Source organism: Paraburkholderia sp. J10-1, assembly GCF_905220165.1.
GTDB lineage: Bacteria > Pseudomonadota > Gammaproteobacteria > Burkholderiales > Burkholderiaceae > Paraburkholderia.
Map to the genome: position 1 here is coordinate 1 of NZ_CAJMYW010000025.1, position 25,686 is coordinate 25,686.

Annotated in this window: 20 protein-coding genes and 1 riboswitch; of the genes, 6 read left to right on the forward strand and 14 right to left on the reverse strand. The window is 62.8% G+C overall.

The features are described from left to right. The 5 genes from U5A65_RS37170 to U5A65_RS37190 form a co-directional block, all read right to left on the reverse strand. The coding region (locus U5A65_RS37170; RefSeq protein WP_321949369.1) for a pyridoxal-phosphate dependent enzyme at nucleotides 1–462 on the reverse strand (462 nt) is incomplete at its 3' end. Between the two features lie 518 nt (nucleotides 463–980). Further along, a complete protein-coding gene (locus U5A65_RS37175; RefSeq protein ID WP_321949370.1) occupies nucleotides 981–2,018 on the reverse strand; it encodes a ParB/RepB/Spo0J family partition protein in 1,038 nt (345 codons plus the stop codon). Next, a complete protein-coding gene (parA, locus tag U5A65_RS37180; protein WP_158763032.1) occupies nucleotides 2,008–2,697 on the reverse strand; it encodes a ParA family partition ATPase in 690 nt (229 codons plus the stop codon). The genes U5A65_RS37175 and parA overlap by 11 nt, the downstream gene beginning before the upstream one ends. Before the next feature lie 937 nt (nucleotides 2,698–3,634). Beyond that, a complete protein-coding gene (locus U5A65_RS37185) occupies nucleotides 3,635–5,008 on the reverse strand; it encodes a replication initiation protein (protein ID WP_321949371.1) in 1,374 nt (457 codons plus the stop codon). Between the two features lie 1,508 nt (nucleotides 5,009–6,516). Then, nucleotides 6,517–6,831, reverse strand: a complete 315-nt coding sequence (locus U5A65_RS37190) for a DUF4148 domain-containing protein (protein ID WP_321949372.1) — start codon at nucleotides 6,829–6,831, stop codon at nucleotides 6,517–6,519. A 411-nt stretch (nucleotides 6,832–7,242) separates the two neighbouring features. Between U5A65_RS37190 and U5A65_RS37195 the strand changes: the two genes are divergently transcribed. The 5 genes from U5A65_RS37195 to U5A65_RS37215 all read left to right on the forward strand — a co-directional run bounded on the left by U5A65_RS37195 (nucleotide 7,243) and on the right by U5A65_RS37215 (nucleotide 12,463). Continuing rightward, nucleotides 7,243–8,724 (forward strand): HAMP domain-containing sensor histidine kinase, encoded by a 1,482-nt coding sequence (locus tag U5A65_RS37195; protein WP_321949373.1) that lies wholly within the window; start codon nucleotides 7,243–7,245, stop codon nucleotides 8,722–8,724. 3 nt (nucleotides 8,725–8,727) lie between these two features. Beyond that, the gene (locus tag U5A65_RS37200) at nucleotides 8,728–9,426 is read left to right on the forward strand and encodes a response regulator transcription factor (RefSeq protein ID WP_321949374.1); all 699 of its coding nucleotides are present in this window, start codon (nucleotides 8,728–8,730) and stop codon (nucleotides 9,424–9,426) included. Nucleotides 9,427–9,577: 151 nt separating this feature from the next. Then, entirely contained in the window at nucleotides 9,578–10,252 is a 675-nt protein-coding gene (locus U5A65_RS37205) for a response regulator transcription factor (RefSeq protein WP_028208339.1), read from the forward strand. Between the two features lie 6 nt (nucleotides 10,253–10,258). Further along, nucleotides 10,259–11,683, forward strand: a complete 1,425-nt coding sequence (locus U5A65_RS37210; RefSeq protein WP_321916556.1) for a HAMP domain-containing sensor histidine kinase — start codon at nucleotides 10,259–10,261, stop codon at nucleotides 11,681–11,683. 33 nt (nucleotides 11,684–11,716) lie between these two features. Continuing rightward, nucleotides 11,717–12,463 (forward strand): response regulator transcription factor, encoded by a 747-nt coding sequence (locus U5A65_RS37215; RefSeq protein WP_321949375.1) that lies wholly within the window; start codon nucleotides 11,717–11,719, stop codon nucleotides 12,461–12,463. Nucleotides 12,464–12,589: 126 nt separating this feature from the next. On the opposite strand, the gene U5A65_RS37220 is transcribed toward U5A65_RS37215, so the two are convergent. The 7 genes from U5A65_RS37220 to U5A65_RS37250 all read right to left on the reverse strand — a co-directional run bounded on the left by U5A65_RS37220 (nucleotide 12,590) and on the right by U5A65_RS37250 (nucleotide 21,392). Next, a complete protein-coding gene (locus U5A65_RS37220; RefSeq protein WP_321949376.1) occupies nucleotides 12,590–12,874 on the reverse strand; it encodes a hypothetical protein in 285 nt (94 codons plus the stop codon). 219 nt (nucleotides 12,875–13,093) lie between these two features. Next, the gene (locus U5A65_RS37225; RefSeq protein ID WP_321949377.1) at nucleotides 13,094–14,548 is read right to left on the reverse strand and encodes an efflux transporter outer membrane subunit; all 1,455 of its coding nucleotides are present in this window, start codon (nucleotides 14,546–14,548) and stop codon (nucleotides 13,094–13,096) included. Beyond that, nucleotides 14,541–15,758, reverse strand: a complete 1,218-nt coding sequence (locus tag U5A65_RS37230; protein ID WP_321949378.1) for an efflux RND transporter periplasmic adaptor subunit — start codon at nucleotides 15,756–15,758, stop codon at nucleotides 14,541–14,543. Before U5A65_RS37230 ends, U5A65_RS37225 begins: the two co-directional genes overlap by 8 nt. Continuing rightward, nucleotides 15,748–19,020, reverse strand: coding sequence for an efflux RND transporter permease subunit (locus U5A65_RS37235; RefSeq protein WP_321949379.1), 3,273 nt, complete (start codon nucleotides 19,018–19,020; stop codon nucleotides 15,748–15,750). The genes U5A65_RS37230 and U5A65_RS37235 overlap by 11 nt, the downstream gene beginning before the upstream one ends. A 195-nt stretch (nucleotides 19,021–19,215) precedes the next feature. Next, a complete protein-coding gene (locus tag U5A65_RS37240; protein WP_321938967.1) occupies nucleotides 19,216–19,890 on the reverse strand; it encodes a response regulator transcription factor in 675 nt (224 codons plus the stop codon). A gap of 47 nt (nucleotides 19,891–19,937) precedes the next feature. Further along, the gene (locus tag U5A65_RS37245; RefSeq protein ID WP_321916548.1) at nucleotides 19,938–20,873 is read right to left on the reverse strand and encodes a LysR family transcriptional regulator; all 936 of its coding nucleotides are present in this window, start codon (nucleotides 20,871–20,873) and stop codon (nucleotides 19,938–19,940) included. A gap of 129 nt (nucleotides 20,874–21,002) precedes the next feature. Next, the gene (locus U5A65_RS37250; RefSeq protein ID WP_321949380.1) at nucleotides 21,003–21,392 is read right to left on the reverse strand and encodes a hypothetical protein; all 390 of its coding nucleotides are present in this window, start codon (nucleotides 21,390–21,392) and stop codon (nucleotides 21,003–21,005) included. 564 nt (nucleotides 21,393–21,956) lie between these two features. Between U5A65_RS37250 and U5A65_RS37255 the strand changes: the two genes are divergently transcribed. Continuing rightward, nucleotides 21,957–23,045, forward strand: coding sequence for an HPP family protein (locus U5A65_RS37255; protein WP_321949381.1), 1,089 nt, complete (start codon nucleotides 21,957–21,959; stop codon nucleotides 23,043–23,045). Nucleotides 23,046–23,062: 17 nt separating this feature from the next. On the opposite strand, the gene U5A65_RS37260 is transcribed toward U5A65_RS37255, so the two are convergent. Both U5A65_RS37260 and U5A65_RS37265 read right to left on the reverse strand, forming a co-directional pair. After that, the gene (locus U5A65_RS37260) at nucleotides 23,063–24,061 is read right to left on the reverse strand and encodes a sodium:calcium antiporter (protein WP_321916543.1); all 999 of its coding nucleotides are present in this window, start codon (nucleotides 24,059–24,061) and stop codon (nucleotides 23,063–23,065) included. A gap of 73 nt (nucleotides 24,062–24,134) precedes the next feature. Beyond that, a riboswitch (yybP-ykoY riboswitch) is annotated at nucleotides 24,135–24,341 on the reverse strand. Between the two features lie 62 nt (nucleotides 24,342–24,403). Further along, entirely contained in the window at nucleotides 24,404–25,576 is a 1,173-nt protein-coding gene (locus U5A65_RS37265) for a porin (RefSeq protein ID WP_321938961.1), read from the reverse strand. Nucleotides 25,577–25,686: the final 110 nt, after the last annotated feature.

Consider the following 25,686-nt stretch of genomic DNA (forward strand, 5'->3'; position numbering starts at 1 on the left):
GTAGGCGTCGCTGTACGACTCGCCGGCCTGCACGACCTCGACGGTCGCACCGCCGTGGGCGCGCACCGCATCGACCTTCACCTGCGGCGTGGTCACCGGCACGCAGATCACGGCCTTCACGCCCAGTTTCGCCGCCGAAAGCGCCACGCCCTGCGCGTGATTGCCCGCCGAGGCGGTGATCACGCCGCGCTCCAGCTGCGCGGGAGAGAGGTGCGCCATCTTGTTATACGCGCCGCGCAGCTTGAAGGAGAACACTGGCTGGTTGTCCTCGCGCTTGAGGAACACGGCGTTGCGCAGGCGGGCCGAGAGGTTCGGGGCGCGCTCGAGTTCGGTCTCGCGGGCGGCGTCGTACACACGCGCCGTGAGAATCTTCCGGAGGTAGTCGTTTTCGTCGCGGCGGGACTGGGCGGAATCAGTGGCTTCAGCGACTTTGGTGGCGGGACGGCTTTGATACACCTGCATGACGGCTCCTGTACTCACTTTCGTTTTGGCCAGGAGGCGGAAACAAAAAACCCGCCTCTTGGGGCGGGTTGTTGTCACTACTGCCAGACGTACGCTAACCCACCATTCGTTGAATGGTGCGAATAATCAGCGCAATCGTGAAAAGGCGGCAGTTCATGTCTGTAAGAATGACCTGGGGGAACGGGTGTTGTCAATTCCTCACAATTGGATCTTTCGCAACGCACTACAAATTACGTTTCATTTGATACGCTTTTTGCCTGGAGTGAGTATCTTCACGGTGAGCTGCGTAAAAATCTCGTTCTAATCTCACTCCAGCTAGCATGTTTCGTGAAACATTCTAGAAAACGTAATCTAATGCATTGATTATAAACGGTTATGTTTGATCTTATATTTTTTCGCCTCTGTTTCACGGATTCGACCCCGCTCAAGTGGCGTGCATCGATTGCACAACCGAACCAACGAAAAAGGGCGCCTGACGACGCCCTTCCCTGCCACCGTTAGCCAAATACTGGCGATGCTCAGGTCGCCTCAGATGCGTCCATTTCCGAGGCCCACTGCTCAATGACGACCTTCATGCGCTCGGCCAGGCGCTGCTGATCGGCGGGCGCAATGCCCTTGAGGCTCAACTCCGCGCGCCCGTCGCCAAACAGCTTCAGCTCGCCCAATGCGACGCCATCCGGACGATTGAACTGAACGCGTGACTGGTAATGCGTACGACGCGGTCCCACGCTGCGCGCGCCCGCTTCCGCCGAGGCCGCCGCTTCGAGCTTGCGCACGCTTGCCTTGCCTTCGATCACCTGCGCAAGCCAATGCTCGGCGACCGTCGCGCCCGCCCGGTCGAAGATCAGCTTGATGTTGTACGCATGTCCGAGCCCGACATCCTTGCGATTCTGCGCCATCCGTTGCAGCAGATAAGGCGGCAGCGACGTGAGCGCGATCACCTTGCTGATATGCTTCGGGTCTTCGCCAACGGCCACGCCCAACTCGACCTGGTCGACGTAGACACGATCGTCGAGCAGTTTCTTCCACGCGAGCGCATCGTCGAATACCGTCTGCTCCTCGCGCTCCTTGTTGGCGTGATAAGCGCGCAGGTACAAGTTCTGGTTGTCGAGACCCTCGCGGACATCGGCATCGATGAACTTGTCGCCGCGCGAGCGCGCAGCGCGAATACGGCGCTCGCCGTCGACGATCACATATTGGCCGGGAAACGCCGCGAGTTTCGTGACCAGGATAGGCGTGATCTGTCCTTGTGTCGCGAAGCTCTCAGCCAGTTCGTCGATCGTCTCGGCGCTGTAGAACGCGCGCGGGTTGTACGGATTGGAAACGACATCTTCGACCGAAATTCTCCGAACCGCATGCAGCGAAAGCGGCGCCTCGGCGATTTCAGCAGACTGCGCGGCCGGCGTGTCGGCGGTATCAAGTGCGGCGTTCGGCGCGCCGGCATCGCGTTGCGCGATATTGACAACGTCGGCTTCAGCGAGACGTTCGCCAGCCGAAACACGCTCGGCAGCCATGCCCGCGCGCACCTTGCTGGTGAAATTCAGCTTAGCGGCCATTGACGACCTCCTCTTCTTCTTCCTGAACCAGCGCAATGATCTCGTTGTAGACGGCGCTAATCTCGTCCTTCGCGACTTTCGCCCCGCGCACGCCGCGCACATCGAAGACGGTGCGGCCAAGCGCTGCTGCCTGGCGATAGAGTTCTCGCTGCTTGATGGTTGCCGAGAACACGCGGACATTGCTTTCCGCGAGAATCGCGCTCATCTGCGTGTGCAGCAACGTTTTCGAATTAGATTTATTCAGCAAAATTGCGAATTTTCCAGCCGGATTGGCAACGCGCGTACGCTCGACCAACTCCATCATCCCTTCGCTACTCCAGATATCGATCGGCGATGCGTCCGTCGGAATGACGGTAGCGTCCGCTACGGCCAAAACGCGCGCAGTCGTCAGATCGTTGATATTGGGCGGACAGTCGACGATGACGACGTCGTAGTCGTTCGCTAGCGCAGCGATTTCCGGCCCGATCATCTTTTCCAGCTTATGAATGCTGCCAACGCGGAACGGCAGAGGCGTCTCGGGACCTGCCGCGGCACACCAACTCATGCAAGATTGCTGACCATCGGCATCGGCTACATAGACCTTATAGCCTTCCGCCTGAAATGCCCCAGCCAGATTCATGCTGGTGGTGGTTTTCCCAACTCCACCTTTTTGGTTCGCTACGGCTATCACGAGACCCATTCGTTTCTCCATCCAATTGTTCAACAGCGGACAAGCCTCCCAGGCACATTCTCCACGTGGAGACTCCGGCAAGTCATTCGAGAGTCTAACGGCAACTTAAAGTAAATTCTAGGATTTCCGTCTCAGACGTTGCCAGTTCACAACCAGTTGGCCGAGCGGATAAGGAATGAACACAATGCGATGCATTGCCGGTTGGTCAGATTGGGGCTGGTGATGTGTTAGCGACGGCAGCGATCAATCTCCACGTGGAGATCGAAGATCGACGAAGCGCAGCGTCTTCGCATAATCGTGCAATGAACGAGTGCCGGTGGATCGAAGACTGAAGTTGCACAAGAGTACGGGAGAAATCTCCGGTCAAGTGAATCGAGGATCGGCGCACAAATCTCCACGTGGAGATTCATCAGAGTGACCTGCGACTAAGCCAGTCAGTGCTGTGAGCGTGAACCGTGCAACCGGACAACAATTCGGCCGCCACATGAAATCATCGAATCTCCACGTGGAGATTCTTCAATGGGCATTCCGGGCAAAGTACTTGTGCGTGGACAGGCGACACCCCGCGCAGATTGCGTCAGCAACCGGGTACGCCCATTGCACGCATGTAGCTCGACCTGCAGGTTCTTGTTCGTTCGAAACAGCAACTCTCCACGTGGAGATCAAGGCGAACAGCACGGCCTCATCGTGCGGTACCAGTCATCACAGGCGACGCACGACGAAGTACGAACATCATTCGGAGGCACGCTCGCAGCCGATATTCTAGGGCGCCACGAATAGAACGAGAGTTTGTCTAATACAGAGCTGATTTGAAATATATATTTGACTACAATTTCTAGATCGTTATATTTAGCCAAATTAACTTATGTACGACCTACATCGACTCGCCGTGGGTCAGTGAAAAAAAAACGGCGGCCGAAGCCGCCGCCTGTTTCGATCATTACCTTCACTCGTCCCGTACTTTCAACGCAAGATCAATCTCCGCAGCCTGCTGGCCTTCGCCCGCCGCGGGCGCCTGTTGTCCGCTCAACAGGAATTCGAGCAGGTCGGCAGCAGTCGGTTGCCCCCAGGTGTCCAGCACCACCCAACGGAAGAAGTTCGTCGACGCCATCTTGCTTGGCACCTTGGCCGTCGACACCTTGAGCTTGTCCATGCCGACCGTCTCGTTATAGCGCTTGATCAGCGCAGTCTGGTCGTCGTACTCAAGCTCATTGAAGTAGGCGCGCGCCTCGTTGATCTTCGCCGCGATATAGCGGTCCTTCACCTGATCCTGGCTTTCGCGTGCGCGGCTCGCGTCGGAGGCGGGCGCAGCGGCATTCGCACCTGGCAACTCGTAACCTTCTGTCAGCGCCTTGCGGAAATACGCCGCGACATTCGCGAGCGGCGCTGCGTTTTTCTGCGCGACGCGCGCCGCGGTATACGCCACTGCCGTGCGAATCTTCGCTTCGCCGTACTGCTTGAGCAGGCGCCGAGCCTCGGAAACCGGAATACTGAACTTCGACATCTCGCCAATCAGCAGCGTCTCGTTTGCTCGCAGCTCCTGGGACGGATCGGTCTCCGGCTTGCGGGTCACACGGAACTGCAGGGCGACAACCGAGCGTCCCACCTTGTGCTCGATGAGTTCGAACATGTGATCCGAAATCTCGTTCACTTCCTTGATACACGGCACCAGCACACGGCTCTTGAATTGCTTGTAGAGCTTGTACGATTGCGCCGAAGTATCTTGCCCAAGGATCAGATCGCGCAGCGTCGCGAGCGGGAAGCGCGCGGTCACACCCACGGCCTCGTACCGCACGACGTTCTCCCAAAGCGCAAGCGAATGCGCCTTCCTGAACTGACGCGTGATGCGCATATCGATCATCGCGTAGATCTCGGGATTGAGCAGTTCGCCGCGAATCTGCTCGGAGAAGGTGTATCGCAATACCGATCGCTCGAGCTCAGCGCCAGCAAGCAAACCGGACGCCTTCCAGATACTGCGCTTGTCCTGCGTAAGGTAGTCCCAGTTGACGACCGTGCTGATCAGCGAGTTGATCGTCTCCTTGACGTACTCGGTGTTGTTGCTGTTCAGATCGACGTCCTGGGAGAGGGCGGAGATCGTGATCTCGAACGACGAGCGGCCGCGGTCGAGGGAATCCTGGCGAATGGCGTTCTTGATCAGCGAACTGAACATCTTGCGCTGCTGCAGGCTGATCGACCCGGACTTGGGGGCGATATGAATCGCCGGGACGGCCTTGCGGAACAGATCAGGCGGCTGGCCTTGCTGGAATACGAGTGCACCTTGTTTGTCGGCGTCGCCGGCTTCGGCCTTTTTTCTTGCCATATGACCCACGTTGAAAGGGAACCTGGTCGGTTGGTAACTGTATACCAACCGATCAGGTGACTCAAGGCCGCAAGCGCAATCGTGACGCGGTACGACACCCAAGGGCGTAGAGCATTGACAGCTGCAGATTTCCCGTCTCGAAGGCCACCTGGAATCTCTCCGAAGCGCTCGGCCCCGCTCCCTCGCACGCCCCCATAGCCGGTGACCTTTGCATCGCCGAGTCCTGGAAACTATCCCATATCCAGTGACCTTTAGGCAGGATGTGAGTACTCACTCTGCTAATTTGGTCTCCACAGGTACCCATCCATGGGATTTTTCGCGTTGCTATCGGCGTGGTTCCCTGGAACGCATCGGCCAAGCATCCGCAGGTTCACGGCGCCCATAAATGGTGACCTGACGCCGCTCCCACAAATGGCTACCCATGCGAACGAAAAATACGCCCTTGGAGGTTCACAAATCCCCGCGTCCTCCCATAACAGGTAACCATTAGCAGGTCCCATAGCCTGTTACCTTGCTCCAACCAGCTTCTTTGCGTGCGAGGATTCACGCGGGGGGCACAAATTTGGACCCAAGGACGCCGTTACTCCTCTCCCGAAAAGCCACCATAACAGGTTACCCAAGCAGCTTCCCAAAGCCGGTTACCTGTATTCAGGTGCGAGGCCCTGTAAAACGTCCTCCCGCAAGGCAAGGCGTCCCATTGCCGGATACCTTCCCTGACTCCCATAAACAGTGACCTGAAGGGAAAACCGCTTCTTTTCCCATAGCGGGCAACCTTCCCCCCATATCCACAACCCGTAAACCCCATCGTCGGCTACCGAAGTCCCATATCCACAACCCGAAACTCCCATACCCGGGACCTCAAATCCCATAACGTGCCACCAAATCGGCCGCAAAGCCTTGCCTGGTAAGGGTTTGCGGCGCCTAAAGGTTTACTAAAGTTGTTAAAGCGTGATAGGTAAACACTGAAACACGCGTTCGATGAGAAAGACGTCTCCCAAAACCGGGGACCTTAATGCATGTGAGTGGTCACCAACCTCCGTGGCCCCATTCCTGGTTACCTAGCCTGTAGATCAACGCTCTGCAACCACCATAGCGCATTACCTAAGTCCCCTATTCTTCAGATCTAACTTTCAGACTCCGACTTAGGTCACTGATTTATCGGCAAAAATGCGCGTTGGGTCTCCGGCTATGGTGGGCTTCCTTGTTCAAGGTAACAGCCTATGGGACCGACTGAATGACTACGAAACCCAGCGGAGCGAGCGCGAAGCGCCCCACCGGTCCCCGACTTGCCCTCAACCCAGGTCGCCGGAGCGAGCAACCTGGAAAACGCATTCGTGTACCAATGGCTGATCCCATTTCCGGTTACCCGTTTCAGGTCACCAGATATGGGAGCATCCGAAGGTCCACATGGGCCGGCGCCCAACGAGCACCTCACGCTCGAAAAGATCCGGCTAAGGTGCACTGCACAAACCGTATCGGTGACCTACGGCTCGCCGGGCGACCCGATATCAGTCGGAATTCGCGGGAAAGGTCACCACGGCGGCTGTGTGCTGCGGCCGGCAATCGCTGCGATACACATCCGCGAGACGTTGCTCTGCAGCTTCGATATCGGCCGGATAGTTGTCGTCTTCGGCGTGCGGTTGGTAACCCACCGCCTCGAGTTCTCTCAGTTCCCGCATCAGGTCCGCATGCGTGACCTCGTGGGCCGGTTTGACGAACGGGTAGCTGTGGCATTCCCGCTGCGTCAGATGCGGCGCGGCGAGCGCGCTTACGCTCACCGCTCCCACAAATGGCACCCATACGAACTTCAGCCATGACTTCATGATGAATCCTCCTTTTGATGAACCCGCAACGAAATGAAAAGGCGCGAATGCGCGAAGAAGCGGATTCGAGGATAAGGAGGCGCTGGTGCTGAATCGGGCTCAACCGAATGACAGAAAGTTCATCTGCGCTACGCGTGAGTCACACGGGACCCCGCGTACGCACGAATTGACAAAATGACAGGTACCCGTCACGCAGCAGTAAGAAGATGACGCGCTCTTCATTGCCATGATGCCGTTGCGTCGAGGGCGCGCCACTATGATGGCCGGGCACGAGCGTATCCGTGTTCGTCGGTTCGTCAGTCAGCCATCAGGGGGAGCCATGTCACTCAGCGAGAAAGCAGCGCCCGCACGGCGCGCGGCCGCAAGCATGCCGGCCTTGCACGGTTTGCCAGCGCTTACGCGAGGCGTCCGATGAACCTGCCTGCCTGGGTTGCGCTCGGGCGTGGTCTGTTCGTTCCGGCGTCGTCGCGTGCAACGCCGCACGTGCGGGACATGGGCCGCGACCACTGGCAAACGACCACGTTCCGCTGGTTCACCGCGTACGCCGCGATCTTCTCGCTCGCGTTCATGGCACTGCTTGGCGTCATCGAGTACTCCGTGACGCACGCGATGATGCGGGAGACCGACAGCGGCCTGCGCTGGCAATTGCGGTACTTCGATTCGCGCAGCGACGCGAGTCTCGCCAGCGCGATCGAAGCGCGCCTCACGCGTGCGGACCGGCGCGACAACTTCTACGGCTTGTTCGCACCGGACGGGCACTGGCTTGCCGGCGATATCCGCGTTATGCCAACGGGTCTTGCGTTGGGACACTATGGTCAAACTCACCAGCACACTCGCGGCCAGACGCTCGCGCTCGAGCCTGGCTCCGTGCGATCGTCCCTGCGCGCCATGGGCGAGATTCGGCCCGACGGCGCGCGCCTCGTCGTCGCGCGCACGCTCTCCGACGTGCGCCACGTTCATGACGAACTGCTGAAGGCGTTGTTCGGTGGCGGCCTCTTGTGCCTCACCGGCAGCCTGTGTGCCGGACTCGTGCTCAGCATGCGGCAGATCCGGCGCGTCGCGCAGATCAAGCGCGCCACGCGCGGAATCGCGGACGGCGACCTCGCGATGCGGCTGCCGGTAGCCGGCCGCGACGAACTCGACATGCTCGCGCATCTCGTGAACCGCATGCTCGATGAAGTCGAGCGTCTGATGGGCGAGGTGAAAAGCGCATGCGACGGTATCGCCCACGATCTGCGCACACCGCTCACGCGATTGCGCCTGCGCCTCTCGCACGCTGCCGAGGCCATGGAGCAGCGCGGCGAGGCGGTTCTCGCCGGCGTGCTCGTTGGCGCGCGAGGGGAGGCCGATGCCGTGCTCAACCGTTTCTCTGCGCTCCTGCGTATTTCGGAAATTGGCGCGATGGATCGCCGCCGCGGCTTCTCGAGCGTCGCCCTGCTGGATCTCGTGCACGAGCTAGGCGAACTCTATGCGCCGCTTGCCGAGGAAAAAGCCATTGACATGCACGTCTCTCTGGCGCCGGTCGAACCCATTCCCGCCGACCGTGCACTGCTCTTCGAAGCGTTGAGCAACCTGCTCGACAACGCTATCAAATTCACGCCGCGCGGTGGCGCGGTCAAGGTCGAGTTGCGCGCCGGTTCGTGTGGACCGCAGCTCGTCATCGCCGACAACGGGCCCGGCATCGCGCCCGGCGAACGCGCCGCGGTGTCAGGGCGCTTCTATCGCAGCGAGCGGACGCGTCACCTCCCGGGCACCGGCCTCGGACTCGGCATCGTCTCGGCGATCGTGCGGCTGCACGACTTTCGCCTTGCGATTGGCGAGGCGAATCCCGGCGCGATCGTCACGATCGACTGCTGGACGCATCGAGCGCAGCATGGCCAAGCGGGCTCGTGATCGATGAGGCTCCTGCTGTGCTCGTCCTCGGCGACCGAGCGAAGTTACCTGTACAAGGCGCTGAGCGAGAGCTTGAACAGCGTCGAGATTGCAGACAACGTCGAGTACGCCGTTTATCTCGCGTCGCAGGAACCGTTCGATACGGTGTTCCTTTGTGCTGCCGGGCCAGAGGTGCACGACGGCATCGCCTCCGCGCTTGCGGCCCTCACGCACATGCGCGACGCGCCGACGATCGTCGTTGCGCTCGCGCGCGCGACACCCGCGGACTGCGCGCGACTTCTGCGCGCCGGCGCCGATGCGTGCTTCGTGCAACCCTGGTCCATTCTCGAGATCCAGGAGCGCATGCTCGCGTTGCGTCGCGGCGCGCTCGTTCACGCGAGCGCGCCGCTCGTGCGCCTCGACCCGTCCACACGCGACCTCGTGGAAGGCGCTCGGCGCGTGCCCCTCACCACGCGCGAGTATCTGCTGGTCGAATGCCTGCTGCGCCATGCGGGCGCGCCGGTTGCGCGCGAGCACCTGATTCGCTATGCGTGGCCCGACAAGGCCGACGTCGAGCCCTCGAGCGTGAACCTCGTCGTGTCGCGCCTGCGGCGCAAACTCGCGTCGCACGGCGCGCACGCGAGCGTCGAGACTGTGAACCGTTACGGCTATCAACTCGACTTGCGCGCGCGCCAGCCAATCGTCGGTGTAATCGATATGTAAGTGCCGAAGGGCGCGCGAGACCGTATTGCGTTTGCAAACTTAAATTTAATTTCATGAAAGGAATCGCGGCGCGGCGTGGGCGCAACGGTAAACTCGAGGCTCTTGAATAGTCGTGCGGCCGGCACGACGGAGTGCGAGAAAGATGAGTCAGGTGCGCGTTTTGACGGTGGAGGACGATGCCGTCACAGCCAACGAGATCGTCAGCGAGCTGACGCAGCGCGGCTTTGCCGTCGAATGGGTCGACAACGGCCGCGACGGTATGGCGCGCGCAATGAGCGACGAATACGACGCCATTACGCTCGACCGCATGCTGCCGGGCGTGGACGGTCTGTCGATCCTCACGGCCATGCGCACGGTCGGCATTCAGACGCCGGTGCTGATGCTGAGCGCGCTCGGCGACGTGGATGAACGCGTGCGCGGCCTGCGCGCGGGCGGCGACGACTACCTCACCAAACCCTTCGACCCCGAAGAACTCACCGCGCGCCTCGAAGTGCTGCTGCGCCGCCGCCAGGCCGCGAGCGTCGCGCGCGAGACCGCGCTGCGCGTGGGGCCGCTCGAACTCGACCTCATTTCGCGCAAGGTGCGCCGCGACGGCGAAGAAGTCGTGCTGCTCCCCACCGAGTATCGCGTGCTCGAATTCATGATGCGCCACGCAGGCAAGACCATCACACGCACCATGCTGTTCGAAGCCGTGTGGGGCTACCACTTCGATCCGGGCACCAACCTGATCGACGTGCACATGGGCCGCCTGCGCAAGAAAATCGATCCGCCGGGCGTGCCGCCGCTCATCCAGACCGTGCGCGGCTCCGGCTACATTCTCGGATAACCCGCTTTGTCGAGCCGTACTTCTTCCGCCGCTTCCGCGCAATTGCGCAGGCGCTGGCATACCACGACGTTTCGCTGGCTGTGCGCCTACACGGCGCTGTTCGGCGTTTTTCTCACGCTGCTCGTTGGCTTCATTGCGTGGACGGCTACCACCACCATCGAGCGCGACGCCGACACGATCATGGGCTGGCAGCTCATCTATTTCGACTCGATTCCCGATGCGCAGCTACCCGACGCGATCTATCAGCGGCTCGAACACGAGCACATGCATGTGAATTACTACGGACTCTTTACGAGTGACGGCCGCTACGTCGCGGGCGATCTGCTTGCGCCGCCGCCGCACCTTACCTACACGCGCGAAGGCAGCACGCATGCCCATACACTGAAGCTGCTCAACCGCGACGTATCGCCCGTGGTCCGCGCGATGGGTGAGGTGCGCCCGAGCGGCATGCACCTTGTTGTCGCGCGTGACATGACCAGCGTGCTGCGCATTCGCAAGATCATGGTGCGTTCGCTCGCAGCGGGCGCCGTGCTCGCGTTGCTCGGCGCCGCGGCGGGCGGTCTCGTGTTCGGCATGCGCCAGATCCGGCGCGTGCGCGAAATTCGCCGCGTGACCGAATGCATCGCGCGCGGCGACCTCGACCGGCGCCTGCCGGTGGGCGGCGACGACGAGCTCGACATGCTCGCCCATCTCGTGAATCACATGCTCGACGAAGTGGAGCGGCTGATGGGCGAAGTGAAGGGCGCTTGCGACGGCATCGCGCACGACCTGCGCACGCCGCTCGTGCATCTGCATACCCTGCTCGCGCGCGTGGCCGAGCGCGACAGCGTGCGCGGCGACGCCGCCGGCGCGGTGCTGCTCGATCAGGCGCGCACCGAAACCGGGCAACTGCTCGAACGCTTCCGGGCCATGCTGCGCATCTCCGAGATCGGCACGCTGCAAAGGCGTGGCGGCTTTGCGACCGTCGACCTGCACGAACTGGTGCAGGAACTCGCCGAACTCTACGAGCCGCTCGCCGAGAGCCGCGAACTCGAATGGCGCATCGCGGCTGAGCCCGTTGCCGAGATTCATGGCGACCGCGCGCTGCTCTTCGAGGCGTTCAACAATCTTATCGACAACGCCATCAAGTTCGCGCCGCAAGGCGGTGCGGTGAGCGTCACGTTGCGTTCCACGCCGCTCGGCCCCTTGCTCGAAGTGGCGGACAACGGCCCCGGCATTGCGCCTGGCGAGCGCGCGGCGGTCCTGCAACGCTTCTATCGCGGCGAGGCTGTGCGTCATGTCGCCGGTTCGGGTCTGGGGCTTTCTATCGTGGCGGCCGTGATGCGTGTTCACGACTTCACGCTACGTATCGACGATGCACAAGAGCTCGGGAAGCCGGGCGGCCCCGGCACGCGAATGAGCGTGGAATGCTGGCCGCGCTCGCTCGCCTGATACCTGCCGACCAGCCGCCAGGCACCCGCAGTCATGCGCATCCTCCTCATCTCCCCGATTCACGCCGAAGGCGCCTGGCTTCAGAAGGCCCTGCAGGAAAGCGCACATAGCCTGCAGCGCGCGGAAGACCTGCGCGACGGATGGTTCGTCGCAGGCGAAGAGCCCTTCGACGCGGTGATCGTCATGGCGCTCGACGGCGCGCTGCTGCCTGCGCTGCACGGCATCCTTCCTGGACTCTCGAAGGTCACAAGCGGAGCGACGATCATCGCCGTGCTCGGCATCGCAGCGAGCGCGAGCGAGCGCTCGAAGGTGCTGCGTGCGGGCGCCGACGCGTGCTTTCGTTACCCGTTCTCGTTCATCGAGATGCACGAGCGCATGCTCGCGCTATTGCGCACCACGGCGGCATGCGGCGGCGCGCAGGGTGGACAGCCCGCGCAGGCCGTGCAGACCGCAAGCGGCGCCCGGAGCGTCCAGAACGCGCCACAACTCGATGCGGGTACGCGCGAGATCGTGGAGGGCGCGCGCCGCGCGGACCTCACGCGCCGCGAGTACCTGCTCGTCGAATGCCTGCTGCGTCAGACGAATATGCCCGTGCCGCGTGACCACATGATCCGCTATGCGTGGCCCGAGAAGGACGACATCGATGCTTCGACCGTCAATCTCGTCGTGTCGCGGCTGCGGCGCAAGCTCGCGCGCCAGGGTATGGACGTGCGTATCGAAACCATCAGCCGCTACGGCTATCAACTGACGTCGCCCTCGTCCGATCGAGACGCGCGCTGAGGTAACCGTTTGTGGGAACCGGTTACCTATCCGCATCCACGCGCGTGCGTTTGTTAACATCAAAAAGCGAGCGGCACGCTGAATGCGTGCCGCTCGCTCATGCTCGAAAAGCCCCGCCAGTCGTGCTCAGTGCGCGTAAAGCGTGGAGTTCAGGTATGCAAGCTGACCGTCCTGTTCGGCCTGAACGAGCTCGTGGTAGACCTCCGCACGCGTCTTTTCGTGCACCGCTTGCCCATAAGGCGCTACCCATCCGCCGGGCGCAACCGTGGGGGCCGTGTCGTTCGATGCGACCTGGGTGGCGGCGGCGGCCTGGCTGGCCTGCGTGCCGGCCGTCGGTGCCGAGGTTTGCGCAAAGGCGGACGTGGTGGCAACGACACCGGTGAGCGCAGCGATGATCATGAGAGCCTTCATGTGACTATTCCTCCAGGAGTGAGATCGGTTAGCCGGTTAGCGAATGCGATAAACCGCATCCCGGTGTGAGTAGAATAGTTAGGTCACCCTATCGAACCCGATGCAGCACCATGAAGAAATGTTTATCAGCCTGAGAGGATTCGGTGAAAGGAAAAACCCCGCGCGAGGGCGGGGTTCTAGTGGTGATAATCAAAGCGGCTAAGGCCGCTTCAGAGGCGCTCAGGAAGCCGCCTTGTCCTCATGCAGGTCTTGCGTGCTCCAGCCGCCGCCTATTGCCTGTATGAGGCCCACGGTGGCATCGAGGCGCCGGGTGTCCAGTTCCAGCGAGGAGATCTGCGTGGAGAGTTCGGTCGTTTGCGCCGTCACGACGTCGAGGTAACTGACCACGCCGTCGCGGTAGCGCGACATCGAAAGCGTAAGCGTGCGCTGCGCCGCCGTGAGCGCCTCGTCTTCGCGCTGCGCTTCGTCGCCGAGATGGTGCAGCAGCGCGAGGTTGTCCTCGACCTGCTGGAACGCATTGAGAACCGTTGCCTTGTACTGCGCGCCGTTTTCGGCAAGCTTCGCCTGCGCGCCGCGCACGACCGCCGCGCGACGGCCGCCGTCGAAGATCGTCATCATCAGCGTGGGACCGATGGACCACATTTCGTTGGGCGCGACGATCCACGGCGAGAATGTGTCGCTCTGGAAGCCGCCGTCCAGCCCGAGCGAAAGATCGGGGAAGAACGCGGCCTTCGCCACGCCGATCTGTGCGTTGGCGGCGGCGACGCGCCGCTCCGCGGCGGCGATGTCGGGCCGCCGCTCCAGAAGCGACGATGGCAATCCCGCGGGCAGATTCGGCATATGCGGGCGGATCGTGTCCGGCGCGACGTTGAACTGTGAAGCCGGTACGCCGATAAGCGTGGCGATGGCGTGCTCGTAGAGTGCGCGGCGCGCGCTTACGTCGTCCGCTGCGGCCTGCGCGGAGGCGAGCTGCGTTTGCGCGCGCGAAACGTCGAGCGAAGAAGCGATGCCGCCGCGATGGCGGCTCTCGGTTAGCTCCAGCGCATGACGATAGGCGGCAATGGTGTCGTCGAGCAGCTTCGACTGCTGGTCGAGTCCGAGCAGGTCGAACCACGTGGTGGCGAGTTTCGCTTGCAGGCTCAATTGCAGCGAAGCGATGTCGGCTTCGCTGGCTACGCTCGACGCCTCGCCGGCCTTCACCTCGTTGCGCACCTTGCCCCATAGATCGAGGTCGTAGCCGATCCCCACGTCGAGCGTGTTCGAGTTGTACACGTTCGGCTGATCCGAGCCGCGCAGCGGACGCAGCGCCGACTGGCGCTCGCGCGACACGTTCGCTTGCGCACCGACGCTCGGCAGCAACGCGGAGCGCGCCTGCGCGACGAGGGCATCGGCTTCGTCGTGGCGCGCGAGCGCGGCGGCAACGTTCGGATTTGCCTTCGCAACCTGCGGCTCGAGCTGATTCAGCACGGGGTCGTCGAACGCGCGCCACCAGCCGTCACGCGGAAGCTGGTCGGCGGGGCGCGCCGTCTGCCAGCCGCCCGCTTCCTTGAAGTGCGTGGGTATGGCCGTGGCGGGCGCGTGATACGTGGGCGCGAATGAGCACGCCGAGAGCAACAGGGCCGCCGCGAGCGCAGCGGCGCGCAACGGTTGCGCACGCACAGACGGCTTAACCATGCGCACGCTCCGCGTCGTGCACGGCTGCCGTCTGCGTCGATTGCGCGCCTGGCGCGTTGGCGGACGCGAGGCGCACGCGGTCGCCGCTCGCGAGCGAATCCGGAGGATTGTCGATCACACGTTCGCCCGCATGCAGGCCGGCCGTGATCTCCACGCGCGTGCCGAGATCGGTGCCGATCGTCACGTCGCGCAACTGCACGTGCTGATGCGCGTCCACGACGGCGATCTGCATGCCGTGCGCGCGGAAGATCAGCGCGCTCGCGGGCACAAAGAGCGCGTGCGAGTCGCCGGGCATCGCGAGATGGACTTCGGTGTACTCACCGGGGAAGAGCAGGCCCTGCTTGTTGTCCACGGCGAGCTGCACGAGCATCGTGCCCGAAGCAGGCGAGATCGACTGGTCGGTGTCCACGAGCTTGGCGTCGAACTTTACGCCTGGGCGTTCGGGCACGGTGAGCGTGGCGCGCATGCCTGGCTTGATCGAGGCGGCGTCGCTTTGCGGCACGCTCACGTACACGCGCAACTGGCCCGCGTCCGAGACGGTGAAGAGATCGGGGCCGCTGCCGCTGCCCGCGTCGATCAGCGCGCCCACGTCGGTCTTGCGTGCGGTGACGATGCCATCGAACGGCGCCGTGATGCGCTTGAATGACTCGAGCGCCTCGAGCCGCCGCACGTTGGCCTCGTTGGCCTCTACGGTAGCCTGCTTCGCGATCAGGTCGGAGGTTTTCTCGTCGGCCTCCTGCTGCGAGACCGAGTCCTGCTTGAGCATCTCGGTCCAGCGCTTCGCGGTGGTGGCGGCGAGCTTTTCATTGGCGACGGAGTTCTGTAGATCGGCGCGCGCCTGCTGCAACTGCTGGTCGAGGTCGGGCGTGTCGATCAGGCCGAGCAGCTGGCCCGCCTTCACGTGTGTGCCGATATCGGCGTACCACGCGTGCAAATAGCCGGACACGCGTGCATAGATGGGCGCGTTGATGTAAGCGGCCAGACGCCCCGGCAGCACGAGCGGCTGCGACGCCGGGCTCGCTTGTGGCTGCACGGTGGCAACAGTGGGAATGGCCTGCGCGTCGGTCCACGTGGCGAGTTCCTGGTGCGCGTGCACACGGCTGAAGATGCCGCCGGACACGATGCCGGCCGCGACCATGAGCGCGATCGCCGCAGTGGACTTCAGGTGACGCAGCGGCTGCGGCGAGGCGATGTCGATTTCAGTGGACATGGGCTTCTCCCGATTCGAGGGCAGGTTGATTCGTAGATGATTCGGTTTGCTGACTATTTTTATGGTGGCCGTCTTTGCCATTCGCGCGTTTGTGCACGAGGCTGAACACCACGGGCACGAACAGCAGCGTTGCGCAGGTCGCGCAGAGCAGCCCGCCGATCACGGCGCGGCCGAGCGGCGCATTCTGCTCGCCGCCGTCGCCCATGCCGAACGCCATCGGCGCCATGCCGATAATCATGGCGAGCGCCGTCATGAGCACGGGGCGAAAGCGCGTGAAACCCGCTTCGAGCGCGGCACGCATGGCGTCGCCGGTGACGGCAAGACGCTCGCGTGCGAACGACACCACGAGAATGCTGTTCGCGGTCGCCACGCCCATGCAGAGAATCGCGCCGGTGAGCGCGGGCACGGAGAGCGGCGTGTGCGTGGTGAACAGCATCCACACGATGTCGGCAAGCGCGGCGGGCAGGGCGCTCACGATCACGAACGCATCGCTCCACGAGTGGAAGTTCACGACGATCAGCAGATAGATGAGCCCCACGGCGCCGGCGAGCCCGAGCAGAAGACCCGTGAACGCGCTGTTCATGGTCTGCACCTGGCCGCGCATGGTGACTGTCGAACCCTTCGGCAAGTCCTTGGCGCTCGCGTGAATCACGGTGTCGATCTGCGACGAGACGGCGCCGAGATCGAGACCCTGCGTGGTCGCGTAGATGTCGTAGAGCGGTTCGATGTTGTAGTGCGAGATGACGGCATCGCTCACGCCACGTGTAATCGTGGCGATGCCGCCAAGAATCTGAGAGCTGCCGCTCTTGCCCGTAACCGGCAGATTCTGGAGGTCGGAAAGTGTGGTCATGCGGTATTGCGGTGTTTGCGCGACGATGGGGTAGGACACGCCGTTCTTGGGGTTGAGCCAGTAAGTGGGCGACACCTGGCTCGTGCCGGAAAGGCTCGCGACCACCGAGTTGGTCACGTCTTGCTCGGTAATGCCGAGTTCATCCGCACGCGAGCGGTCGACGGCCACCGTGAGCTGCGGATAAGTCGACGCCTGCTGGATGCGCGGGTCGGCAATGCCGGGAATCCTCGCGATCTTGTGCAGCAGCTCATTCGCAAAGACCTTGTTCGCGGCCTGATTCGGTCCGCTCACCTGCACGTCGATCGGCGCGGGTGAACCGAAGTTGAGAATCTGGCTCACGATGTCGGCAGGCAGGAACGAGAACGTCGTGCCCGGAAAGCGGCGCGGCAGCTCCGTGCGCAACTCGCGCACATATTGCGCGGTGGGCGCGTGTGACTTTGCGAGCGAGATCAGGATGTCGCCATCCTGCGGCCCGATCGTGCCGCTGTTGTTGTAAGTCAGGTTGATACCGCTGTTTGGCAGTCCGATATTGTCGATCACGCTGGTGAGCTGATCGGGCGGAATGGCCTCGCGAACGGTGTCTTCGATATGGTCGAACAGATCGGCGGTTTCCTCCACGCGCGTGCCGATAGGCGCGCGCACGTGCAGGGCGATTTCACCGGAATCGATATCGGGGAAGAAGTTGCGGCCAAGGAACGGCGTGAGTGCGAACGAGAGCGCGACGATAGCGAGAAAGCCCACGACAAAGCGCCGCCGGTTCGTGAGCGCGAGTCCGAGCACGACGCGATAGCCCGCGCGCACGCGCTCGAAGCGTTGCTCGAAACCGCGTTGAAACAGCACCAGCGGATTGCGCGCGGGTGGCATGCGGCCGTGAGCGCCATGCGGCGCCATGACGGCGGCCAGCTCGCCCGAAGCATGACCTTGCGAAGCGTGCGGTTTGAGAAGATAGCGGGCCATCATCGGCACGAAGGTGCGCGAGAGCACGAACGAGGCGATCATCGCGAAGATCACGGCCTCGGCCATGGGCACGAAAAGGAAGCGCGCAATGCCGTCGAGCAGCAGCATCGGCACGAAGACAATGCAGATGCAAAGCAGTGAAACGAGCGCTGGCATGACGATTTGCGCGGCGCCGTCGAGAATCGCGCTGCGAACGTCCTTGCCTTGCTCCAGGTGCCAGTTGATGTTCTCGATTGTGACCGTTGCGTCGTCCACGAGAATGCCCACCGCGAGCGCGAGACCGCCCAGCGTCATCACGTTGAGTGTTTCGCCGCACGCGGCAAGCCCCGCAATTGCGGCGAGCACGGCGAGCGGAATCGAGGCTGCGATTATGAGCGTCGAGCGCCAGCTGCCGAGAAAGAGCAGGATCATCGCCGAGGTCAGCGCGGCCGCAATCAAGCCTTCGCGCGCGACACCGCTCACGGCGCCCTTCACGAACACCGACTGGTCGGAGAGCGCAACAAGCTTGAGTCCGGGCGGCAACGACTGCTCGATGAGGGGCAGTTTCGCTTTCACGCCGGCAATGATGTCGAGCGTCGAAGCCGAGCCGTTCTTCATAATGCTCATGAGCACGGCGCGGTGGCCGTCCACGCGCACGATATTCGATTGCGGCGGATAGCCGTCGCGAACGTGAGCCACGTCGCGCATATAGATCACCGCACTGCCCACGGTCTTGATGGGCAGCGCGTTGAGCTGGTCGATGGTAAGCGGGCTATTGTTCAGGCGGACGTTGTATTCGTAGCGGCCGATTTTCTGCGTGCCGGCGGGAATGATCTGGTTCTGCTGCGCGAGCGCGGTAGCCACGTCTTGCGCCGAAAGCTTCTTCGCCTGCAGCGCTTGCGGGTCGAGGTCGATTTGCACCTCGCGCACCTTGCCGCCATAGGGCGTGGGAATCGCGACGCCTGCCACGGAAAGCAGTTGCGGCCGGATGAAGTTGGTCGCGTAGTCGGCGAGCTTCTGCTCGTCGAGCGTGTTGCTCGTGAGCGCGAGTTGCAGCACCGGCACCGTGGACGCGTTGTAGTTGAGAATTTGCGGCGGCGTGGTGCCGGGCGGCATCTGCTTGAGCACTGTTTGCGAAACCGAAGTGACCTGCGCGGTGGCCGTGCGAATGTCGACGGTCGGCTGGAAGAAGATCTTCACCACGCCGTAGCCGCGAAACGACTGTGACTCGATATGCGCCACGTCGTTGACAGTGGTGCCTAGCGTGCGCTCGTAGTAGCTGACGATGCGACCCGCCATGTCGTCGGGTTGCAGGCCCGCGTAGTTCCACACGACACTGATGACGGGAATGCGAATGTCGGGAAAGATATCGGTAGGCGTGCGTAGCGCTGCGAGCGGGCCCGCGATCAGGATCAGGAGAGCCAGCACGATGAACGTATAAGGACGGTTCAAGGCTAGCCGGACGATTTTCAGCATCAGATGGGGCTCCGTTCAGGCGTCAGGCTGCGCGCCACGCGTGGGGCAGCCGACGCCGGTATTGTGTCGGGCGCGTCCTAACACGCGGGAGCCAGGCAAATGAAAAAAGATTTAGCTGCATGCCGGTCTCATGATGCTTCAAGGACTACGAAATGAGGCGAAGCTGAGAGAGCGGCAGCAATATTGGAGATTGCGTCAGCCGAGCAGATAACCCGAGCCGCGTATCGTGCGGATGAGCGAAGGTTGGCCGGGCGTGTCCACGCGATTGCGCAGGCGTCCCACGTGAACATCCACGAGGTTGGTGCCGGGGTCGAAGCGGCCGCCCCACACGCCTTCGAAGATCATCGTGCGTGTGAGTACCTGGCCCGCGTGGCGCATCATGAATTCGAGCACGCGCAACTCGGTGGGACGCAGGCGCAGCACGTTGTCGCGGCAACTGAGCCGCCGCTTGACGAGATCGAGTTCGAGCGGCCCTACGCGCAGCACGGTTTCCGTCGTGGCGGGGCGCGTGCGCCGACGTACGAGCGCTTCGACGCGCGCAGACATCTCGTCGATCGAAAACGGCCGTGTGAGGTAGTCGTCGCAGCCCGCCCGCAAGCCCTGGATGCGTTCCTCGACGCCCGTGGTCGAACTCATCACGATCACCGGTGTTTCGATACCCACGCCGCGCATGGTGGTGACGATCGTGAGACCGTCGAGGTCGGGCAGGCGCCGTTCGAGCGCGACGACGTCATAGTCGCCCGCCATGACCATCGCAATGCCTTCGCGGCCAGAGCGGGCCACGTCCACGGTGAAGCCGGTGGAGGCGAGCGTGGGCACGACAGTACGCTCGGTAACGGCATCGTCTTCAATGGTTAGTATTCTGGGCATGGCTTTGCACCCGTTGTGACGAAAAGAACTAAAAACATCGGGCAGTATCAGGCAACTGCGCGCAGCGGCGTCGGCGCGGGCCGTGTCTGCGCCGCGTTCGTGCGGAACTGCTCGACCGCGAAGTCGATAAAGCTGCGGATCTTCATCGTGAGGTAGTTGCGGCCGGAATAGACGATCGAGATGTGCTGCACGCCGCCGTTCACGTCGAACGCGTTCAGTACGGGCAAGAGGGCGCCGCGGGCGAGGTCGTCGACCACGAGCGGGAGCGGCAGCAGTGCGATGCCCATGTCCGCGAGCGCGGCGGCGCGCACGGTCGCGTAGCCGTTGGCCGTCATCGGGCCGGTCACGTTGATGCGCTGCACGCCCTCGGCGTTCGAGAACTCCCAGTGGCGCGGCGCATTGGAAATCGCGAGCAGGCCGTGCCCGGCGAGTTCGGCAGGATTGCGCGGCATGCCGTGGCGCGCGAGCCACGCAGGCGTGGCCACGAGCATCTCCTTGATTGAAGTGAGCTTGCGGCTCACGAGTGAGGCGTTTACGCTTTGGCGGTCGGTAGCGAAGCACACGTCGAAGCCGCCTTCGATCAGGTCGATGTGCGTGTCATAGGCCGTCACGTCGAATTCCACGCGCGGATTGATTGCGCGATACGCGCCGAGCACGGCGGGGAGTCCGGAACTTGCGAACACGGCAGGCGCGGCGATGCGCAGCACGCCGCTCGGGTCGCGCGTGGCGCGCACGAGTTCCGACTCGACTTCATCGAGCTTTTCGATCACGGCACGACAACCCTCCAGATACAGACGTCCGGCTTCGGTGAGCGAAAGGCTGCGTGTCGAGCGGTTCAAGAGGCGCATGTTCAGATGCGCTTCGAGCATACCGACGCTGCGCGTGACGGCCGCAGCCGACATGCCGAGCTGCTTGCCGGCAAGGTTGAAGCTGCTCAGATCGACAACGCGCGTAAATACACGCATGGCTTGGAGCTGGTTCATGGGCGATATTCCTGGGCAGACGCGCCGGCACGAGGCCGAGCGCGGGCATCGACGCCGCACACAGCGGCGACGTTTCGTACACGCTGCATGCGTGATCGGACGGGAAGAATGAAGCGGCGCGAAGCGCGCCTAATTAGGCAGTGCTTGCGCGAAGACCTGCGCGTCGCGCTGCGCGGCGGCTTCGTGCGCCGAGAGCGCGGCCTTGAGGCGATGCGCGCTTTCGGTGGGAATCGCGAAACCCGCCCAGCCGAGACCGGTATGGCGCAGAAACACGACGGTGCCGTCGAAAAGGGGATTGCGTTCCGTGTACCAGCACGGATCGATCTCGAGCACGTATTGATGCGAGCGCAAAGGCTGCTCGGGTACCGCAGGCTGCATGTGCGCGCGCAGCTTGCTGAGTTCTTCGATCAGGCCATCGACATCGGGCGTGTCGAGCAGCGCAACCTGAGAGCCTATCTGCACACAAACCGCGTGCTGGCCGTATTCGTTGACGAGTTCGATCGACATCGGCTTTTGCATATTGCGTTCCTCGCAGTGCTGAAACTGGAAGGCATTATCGGTGGCCAATCGGAACGCATGATTTAAGTTGCGGCGCACTCCAGATGAAAACAAATTTAGAAAGCGACGATTCGCTTTCCTGTGATGGCGGCATTGCGTGCAGTGCGCGTGTTAATCATCCGGGCCGCCGGATGGCTATCCTTTCATGCCTCGCGATGCGTGCGTTCATTCGTATACGTGCTGTTTGCGCAATGGCGGCGCGTGATTATTGCGCCCGCCGATCAGAAACGCTGCAATGAAAAGCAGAATGCCAATCATCGCAACGGTCGCCAGATGGTGAACAAGCATGGCAGTCCAAAGTAATTCAAAGCCATCGATTGCCCTGTCCGAAAGGCTGGCACTCGGGGCGGCGGCACTGACTAGGCAGCCCGCAAGCCCTCTGAGGTTAGCGCAAAGGCACACTGAGCGACGTGGCGGCTCCAAACATGCATACAGAATGAATTATATATGCGCTCAGAAATATCAATTGTTGATATTCGGCGGGCGTCGGTATTCTGGCTGACATACCGACCAGCAAGCCCCGCTATGACCCGCGCCACGCTCACCGAATGGCTGACGAGTTTCGTGCCCAACCCGGCGGCGCCGCCGTGGGGCGAACGCGTGCGGCGCTGCGGCGGGGCGATGATCGGCATCGCGTTCGCTGGGCTCGCAACCCATTTGATATTCGGCGCGGCGGGCGATATTCCGTTGCTCGTGGCGCCCATGGGCGCCTCCGCGGTGCTGCTCTTCGGCGCGTCGGACAGCCCGCTGGCGCAGCCGTGGTCGATTCTTGGCGGCAACTTCGTCTCCGCGCTGGTGGGCGTGGCGTGCGCGCAATGGATCGCGTCGCCCATCGCGGCGGCTTCCGTCGCCGTGGCGCTCGCGATCTGCGCGATGTTCCTGTGCCGCTGCGTACATCCGCCTTCAGGCGCGGTCGCGCTCACGGCCGTGCTCGGCGGTCCCGCTGTGCACGCACTCGGCTTTCACTTCGTGCTTGCGCCGATCGCGTTCCAGTCCTTCGCCTTGCTGAGCGCTGCGCTCGCCTTCCACGCGCTGACCGGACACCGCTATCCGCGCGCCGCGTTTCGTGCTCCGCAGCAAGCCGCTGCCATGCCGCTTGCTGCGCTCTCGCAACATCGATTGCAGCCGCTGAACGTTCCGCAAAAGTCGTTCGAACAACTAACTTGTGAGGAAATCATGTCGATTGGCTGTCCCGCTGTGCCCGCAACAATGGGGGCGCGGGCGGCGCACGACATGTTCCGCCGCCACGGCGCTTCGACGCTGCCCGTGGTCGACGCCATGGACCGCGTGGTTGGCGTCGTCACGCATCACGCGCTCGGCGATCTCGTGCAGGCGGCCGGCATCGAGCGATTCTGGAATGCACTGCGCCGCGCGGTGCTGCGCGAGTCGGCGCGCGTGGAGGAAACGGTCGAGGCGGTGATGGCGGCCGGCGTGCACGCGGTCCATCGGGCCACGCCGCTCGCGCATCTGGTGCCGATCTTCATCGAGCACGCCTATCACGACATTCCCGTCATGGACGACGCGAGGCGGCTCGTTGGCGTGGTCAGGCATTCGGACATGATCCGCTGGCTTCATCACCATGCGGGCGCCGCCCAGGCCGCCGCTGCGGCCTGAGGTAGCTCAGAACCGCGTCAAACCACGAACAGCAACGCCGCGAACACCACATAGAGCCAGCCGACATGCGTGAGCTGACGGCTGCGCACCTTTGGCGCACGAAACGCCCACTGCAGAAACAGAATGGCGACCATGGTCGTCACGGCCGCAAGAATCGAAGGCGTGCCGAGATGCCACGGCGTGAAGAAGAGGCCGAACGCCGTGGGAATCGTGGCCTGAATCATCATCGCGCCGCTGATGTTCGCAAGCGCGAGGCGCTCCTTGCCCTGACGCACCCAGATGATCGCGTTCATGATCTCGGGCAGTTCGGTTGCGATCGGGCTGAACAACACGGCGGTCAACTGCGGGCTCAGGCCGAGCCACGGCCCCACGGCGCTGATCTGCTGCACAAACAGATGCGAGGCCGCGAAGATCACCGCGAGCGCACCGAGCGTCTGCAGCAGAATCCACACCATGGCCGGATTCTCGTCGTGTGGGCGCAGCTTGAGCGGCTCGAGATCGCCTTCCACTTCGCCGCTGTCTTCGGCGGACAGCTCCTTCCAGCAGTAGAACGCGTAGGCCGCGAGAAACGCGATGCCCAGCAGCGGCTTGAAGCTGAACAGCACGAGCCCGAGCGCGATCTTCGCGACGAAGATCGCAAGGAACCAGAGCTGGTCGCGGCGCAGGCGGCGCGTATTTACATCGACGGTGGTAGCGCGCTCGCGGCCCACGCGTTTCGCGGTGGCGAGCAGTGCGACGCCCACTACGGCATAGGCGATCGTGCTGAGCGCGAGCGGCCCGCCAATCGCGGCGCCTACGCCAATTTCCTTGTGTGCGGGGTCCCCACCGAAAGCGACCGCAACGAGCGTGACCACGCTCTCGGGCAACGCCGTGCCGAACGCGGCGAGGATCGTGCCGGTGGCGGTCTGCGTGACCTTGAGCTTTTGACCGAGCCACTCGACGCTATTGACGAAGGTCTCGCAGGACAAGTAGATGATGCCGGCCGAGGCAACGAGCAGGGCGAACGTCAAGATCATGACGAACGCTCCGTGGCGCAAATGAGAAGGTGATGCGGGGCGAGACGAGTCATTGTTATTGCCGTATTGTGCGAGCCGGGCACCGAAACCATGACGCTTCCCTTCGCCCGGCCCGGGTGAAAGGGAAAACGTCATAGGTCTCGTCAGGCCGCGCTTTGCAGCGATTCGCTGCAGTCACTCGCAATACGGCTGCCGACGCCATGGTGCAGGGGCACCAATTATGTTGACGGCGGCGCAACGCCCAGGTTGGCGTTGCAGACTACTCCCCTAAGACAGGGGGCGATTATAGCCGAAGTTCATGGCGGCGAGCGATTTTCCGGCGCACTCGCCGCTCGATGCGAATTAGAACTTGTGACGCAGGCCGACCATCGCCATGGCCTGCTTGTCGTTGGTCGCATCGTTGCCGAAGTCGCCGAACGAGGCGACCGCGTTGACGAGTTCGCCCGTCCCCGCATCGATCGTCTTGCCCGAAGCCTTCTGGTAGCCCGCGAGCACGTAGATGTCGGTGCGTTTGGAGAGGAAATAGTCGCCGCCGAGGCTGAACTGGTTGTAGCTCGCGTCTACGCCGTTGCCGTGACCCTTCGTGTAGTTGTAGCCGAAGCCCACGAGCGCGACCGGCGTGACCTGATAGTTGATGAAGGCCTGGCCCGTGTTGAACTTCGTGTTGCTGTTCGCGCCGGCCGCGCTCTGATAGTTCGCGTACTCAACGTTGCTGTACGCGAGACCTGCCGTTACCGGCCCGTACGTGTAGTCGCCGGCTGCACGAATGATCTGCAGCGAGTTCGCGGAGACGAAGCCGCCCGTAATGGCGGTGGAATCCACGTTCACATCGGTGTTCGGATTCAGGCCGTCGAACGTCGCGGCCGTGCCGCCGTTGCTGTTGGCCTTGAAGTAGCCCGCGCCGAAGCCGAACGGACCATGGTTGTAAGCGGCCGCCACGGCCCATGTCTGTCCCGCGCCGGTGCTGCCGGGCTGGCCGCCGAACGCGTACATCGCGCTCATTTGCAGGCCGCCGAAGTTAGGGCTCGCGTACTTGATCGAGTTGCTGGTGCGGTAGCTGTTGTCGTAGTTGTCCATGTCGCCCGGCGTGGCGAACGCGGACCCGAATGCGCCGTCGTTGGTGAGCGGCTGCAGCAAGTCGATGAGCGGATCGTACTGGCGGCCGAGCGTGACAGCGCCGGCGGTGTTCGAATTCAGGCCGACCATCGCCGTGCGGCCGAAGAGTCGACCACCCTGGTTCTGCTTGCCGTTGTCGATATTGAAGCCGCTTTCGAGCTTGAAGATCGCCGAAAGGCCGTTGCCGAGATCCTCAGTGCCGCGCAGGCCCCAGAGGTTAGGCGACAGGTTGCCGGACATCATCTGGAACGTGCCGCCCGAGCCGTTCTTGCCTTGCTGGTTGCCGAACCAGGCAACGGAGGTGTCGAGCGAGCCGTAGAGCGTCACGCTGCTTTGCGCGTGGGCGATGGAGGCGAAGGTTGCCAGCGTAAAGGCGGCGGCGAGAGCGGTTTTTTTCATTGAATGATCTTCGTTGATGAGTGGCGTAGGTGAGAGTGAATTCGCGGCGCGCGAAGGCACGTGAAGACACGATGCGGGCCGGCGCCCCGAAATTCAGCGGCGATTATGCG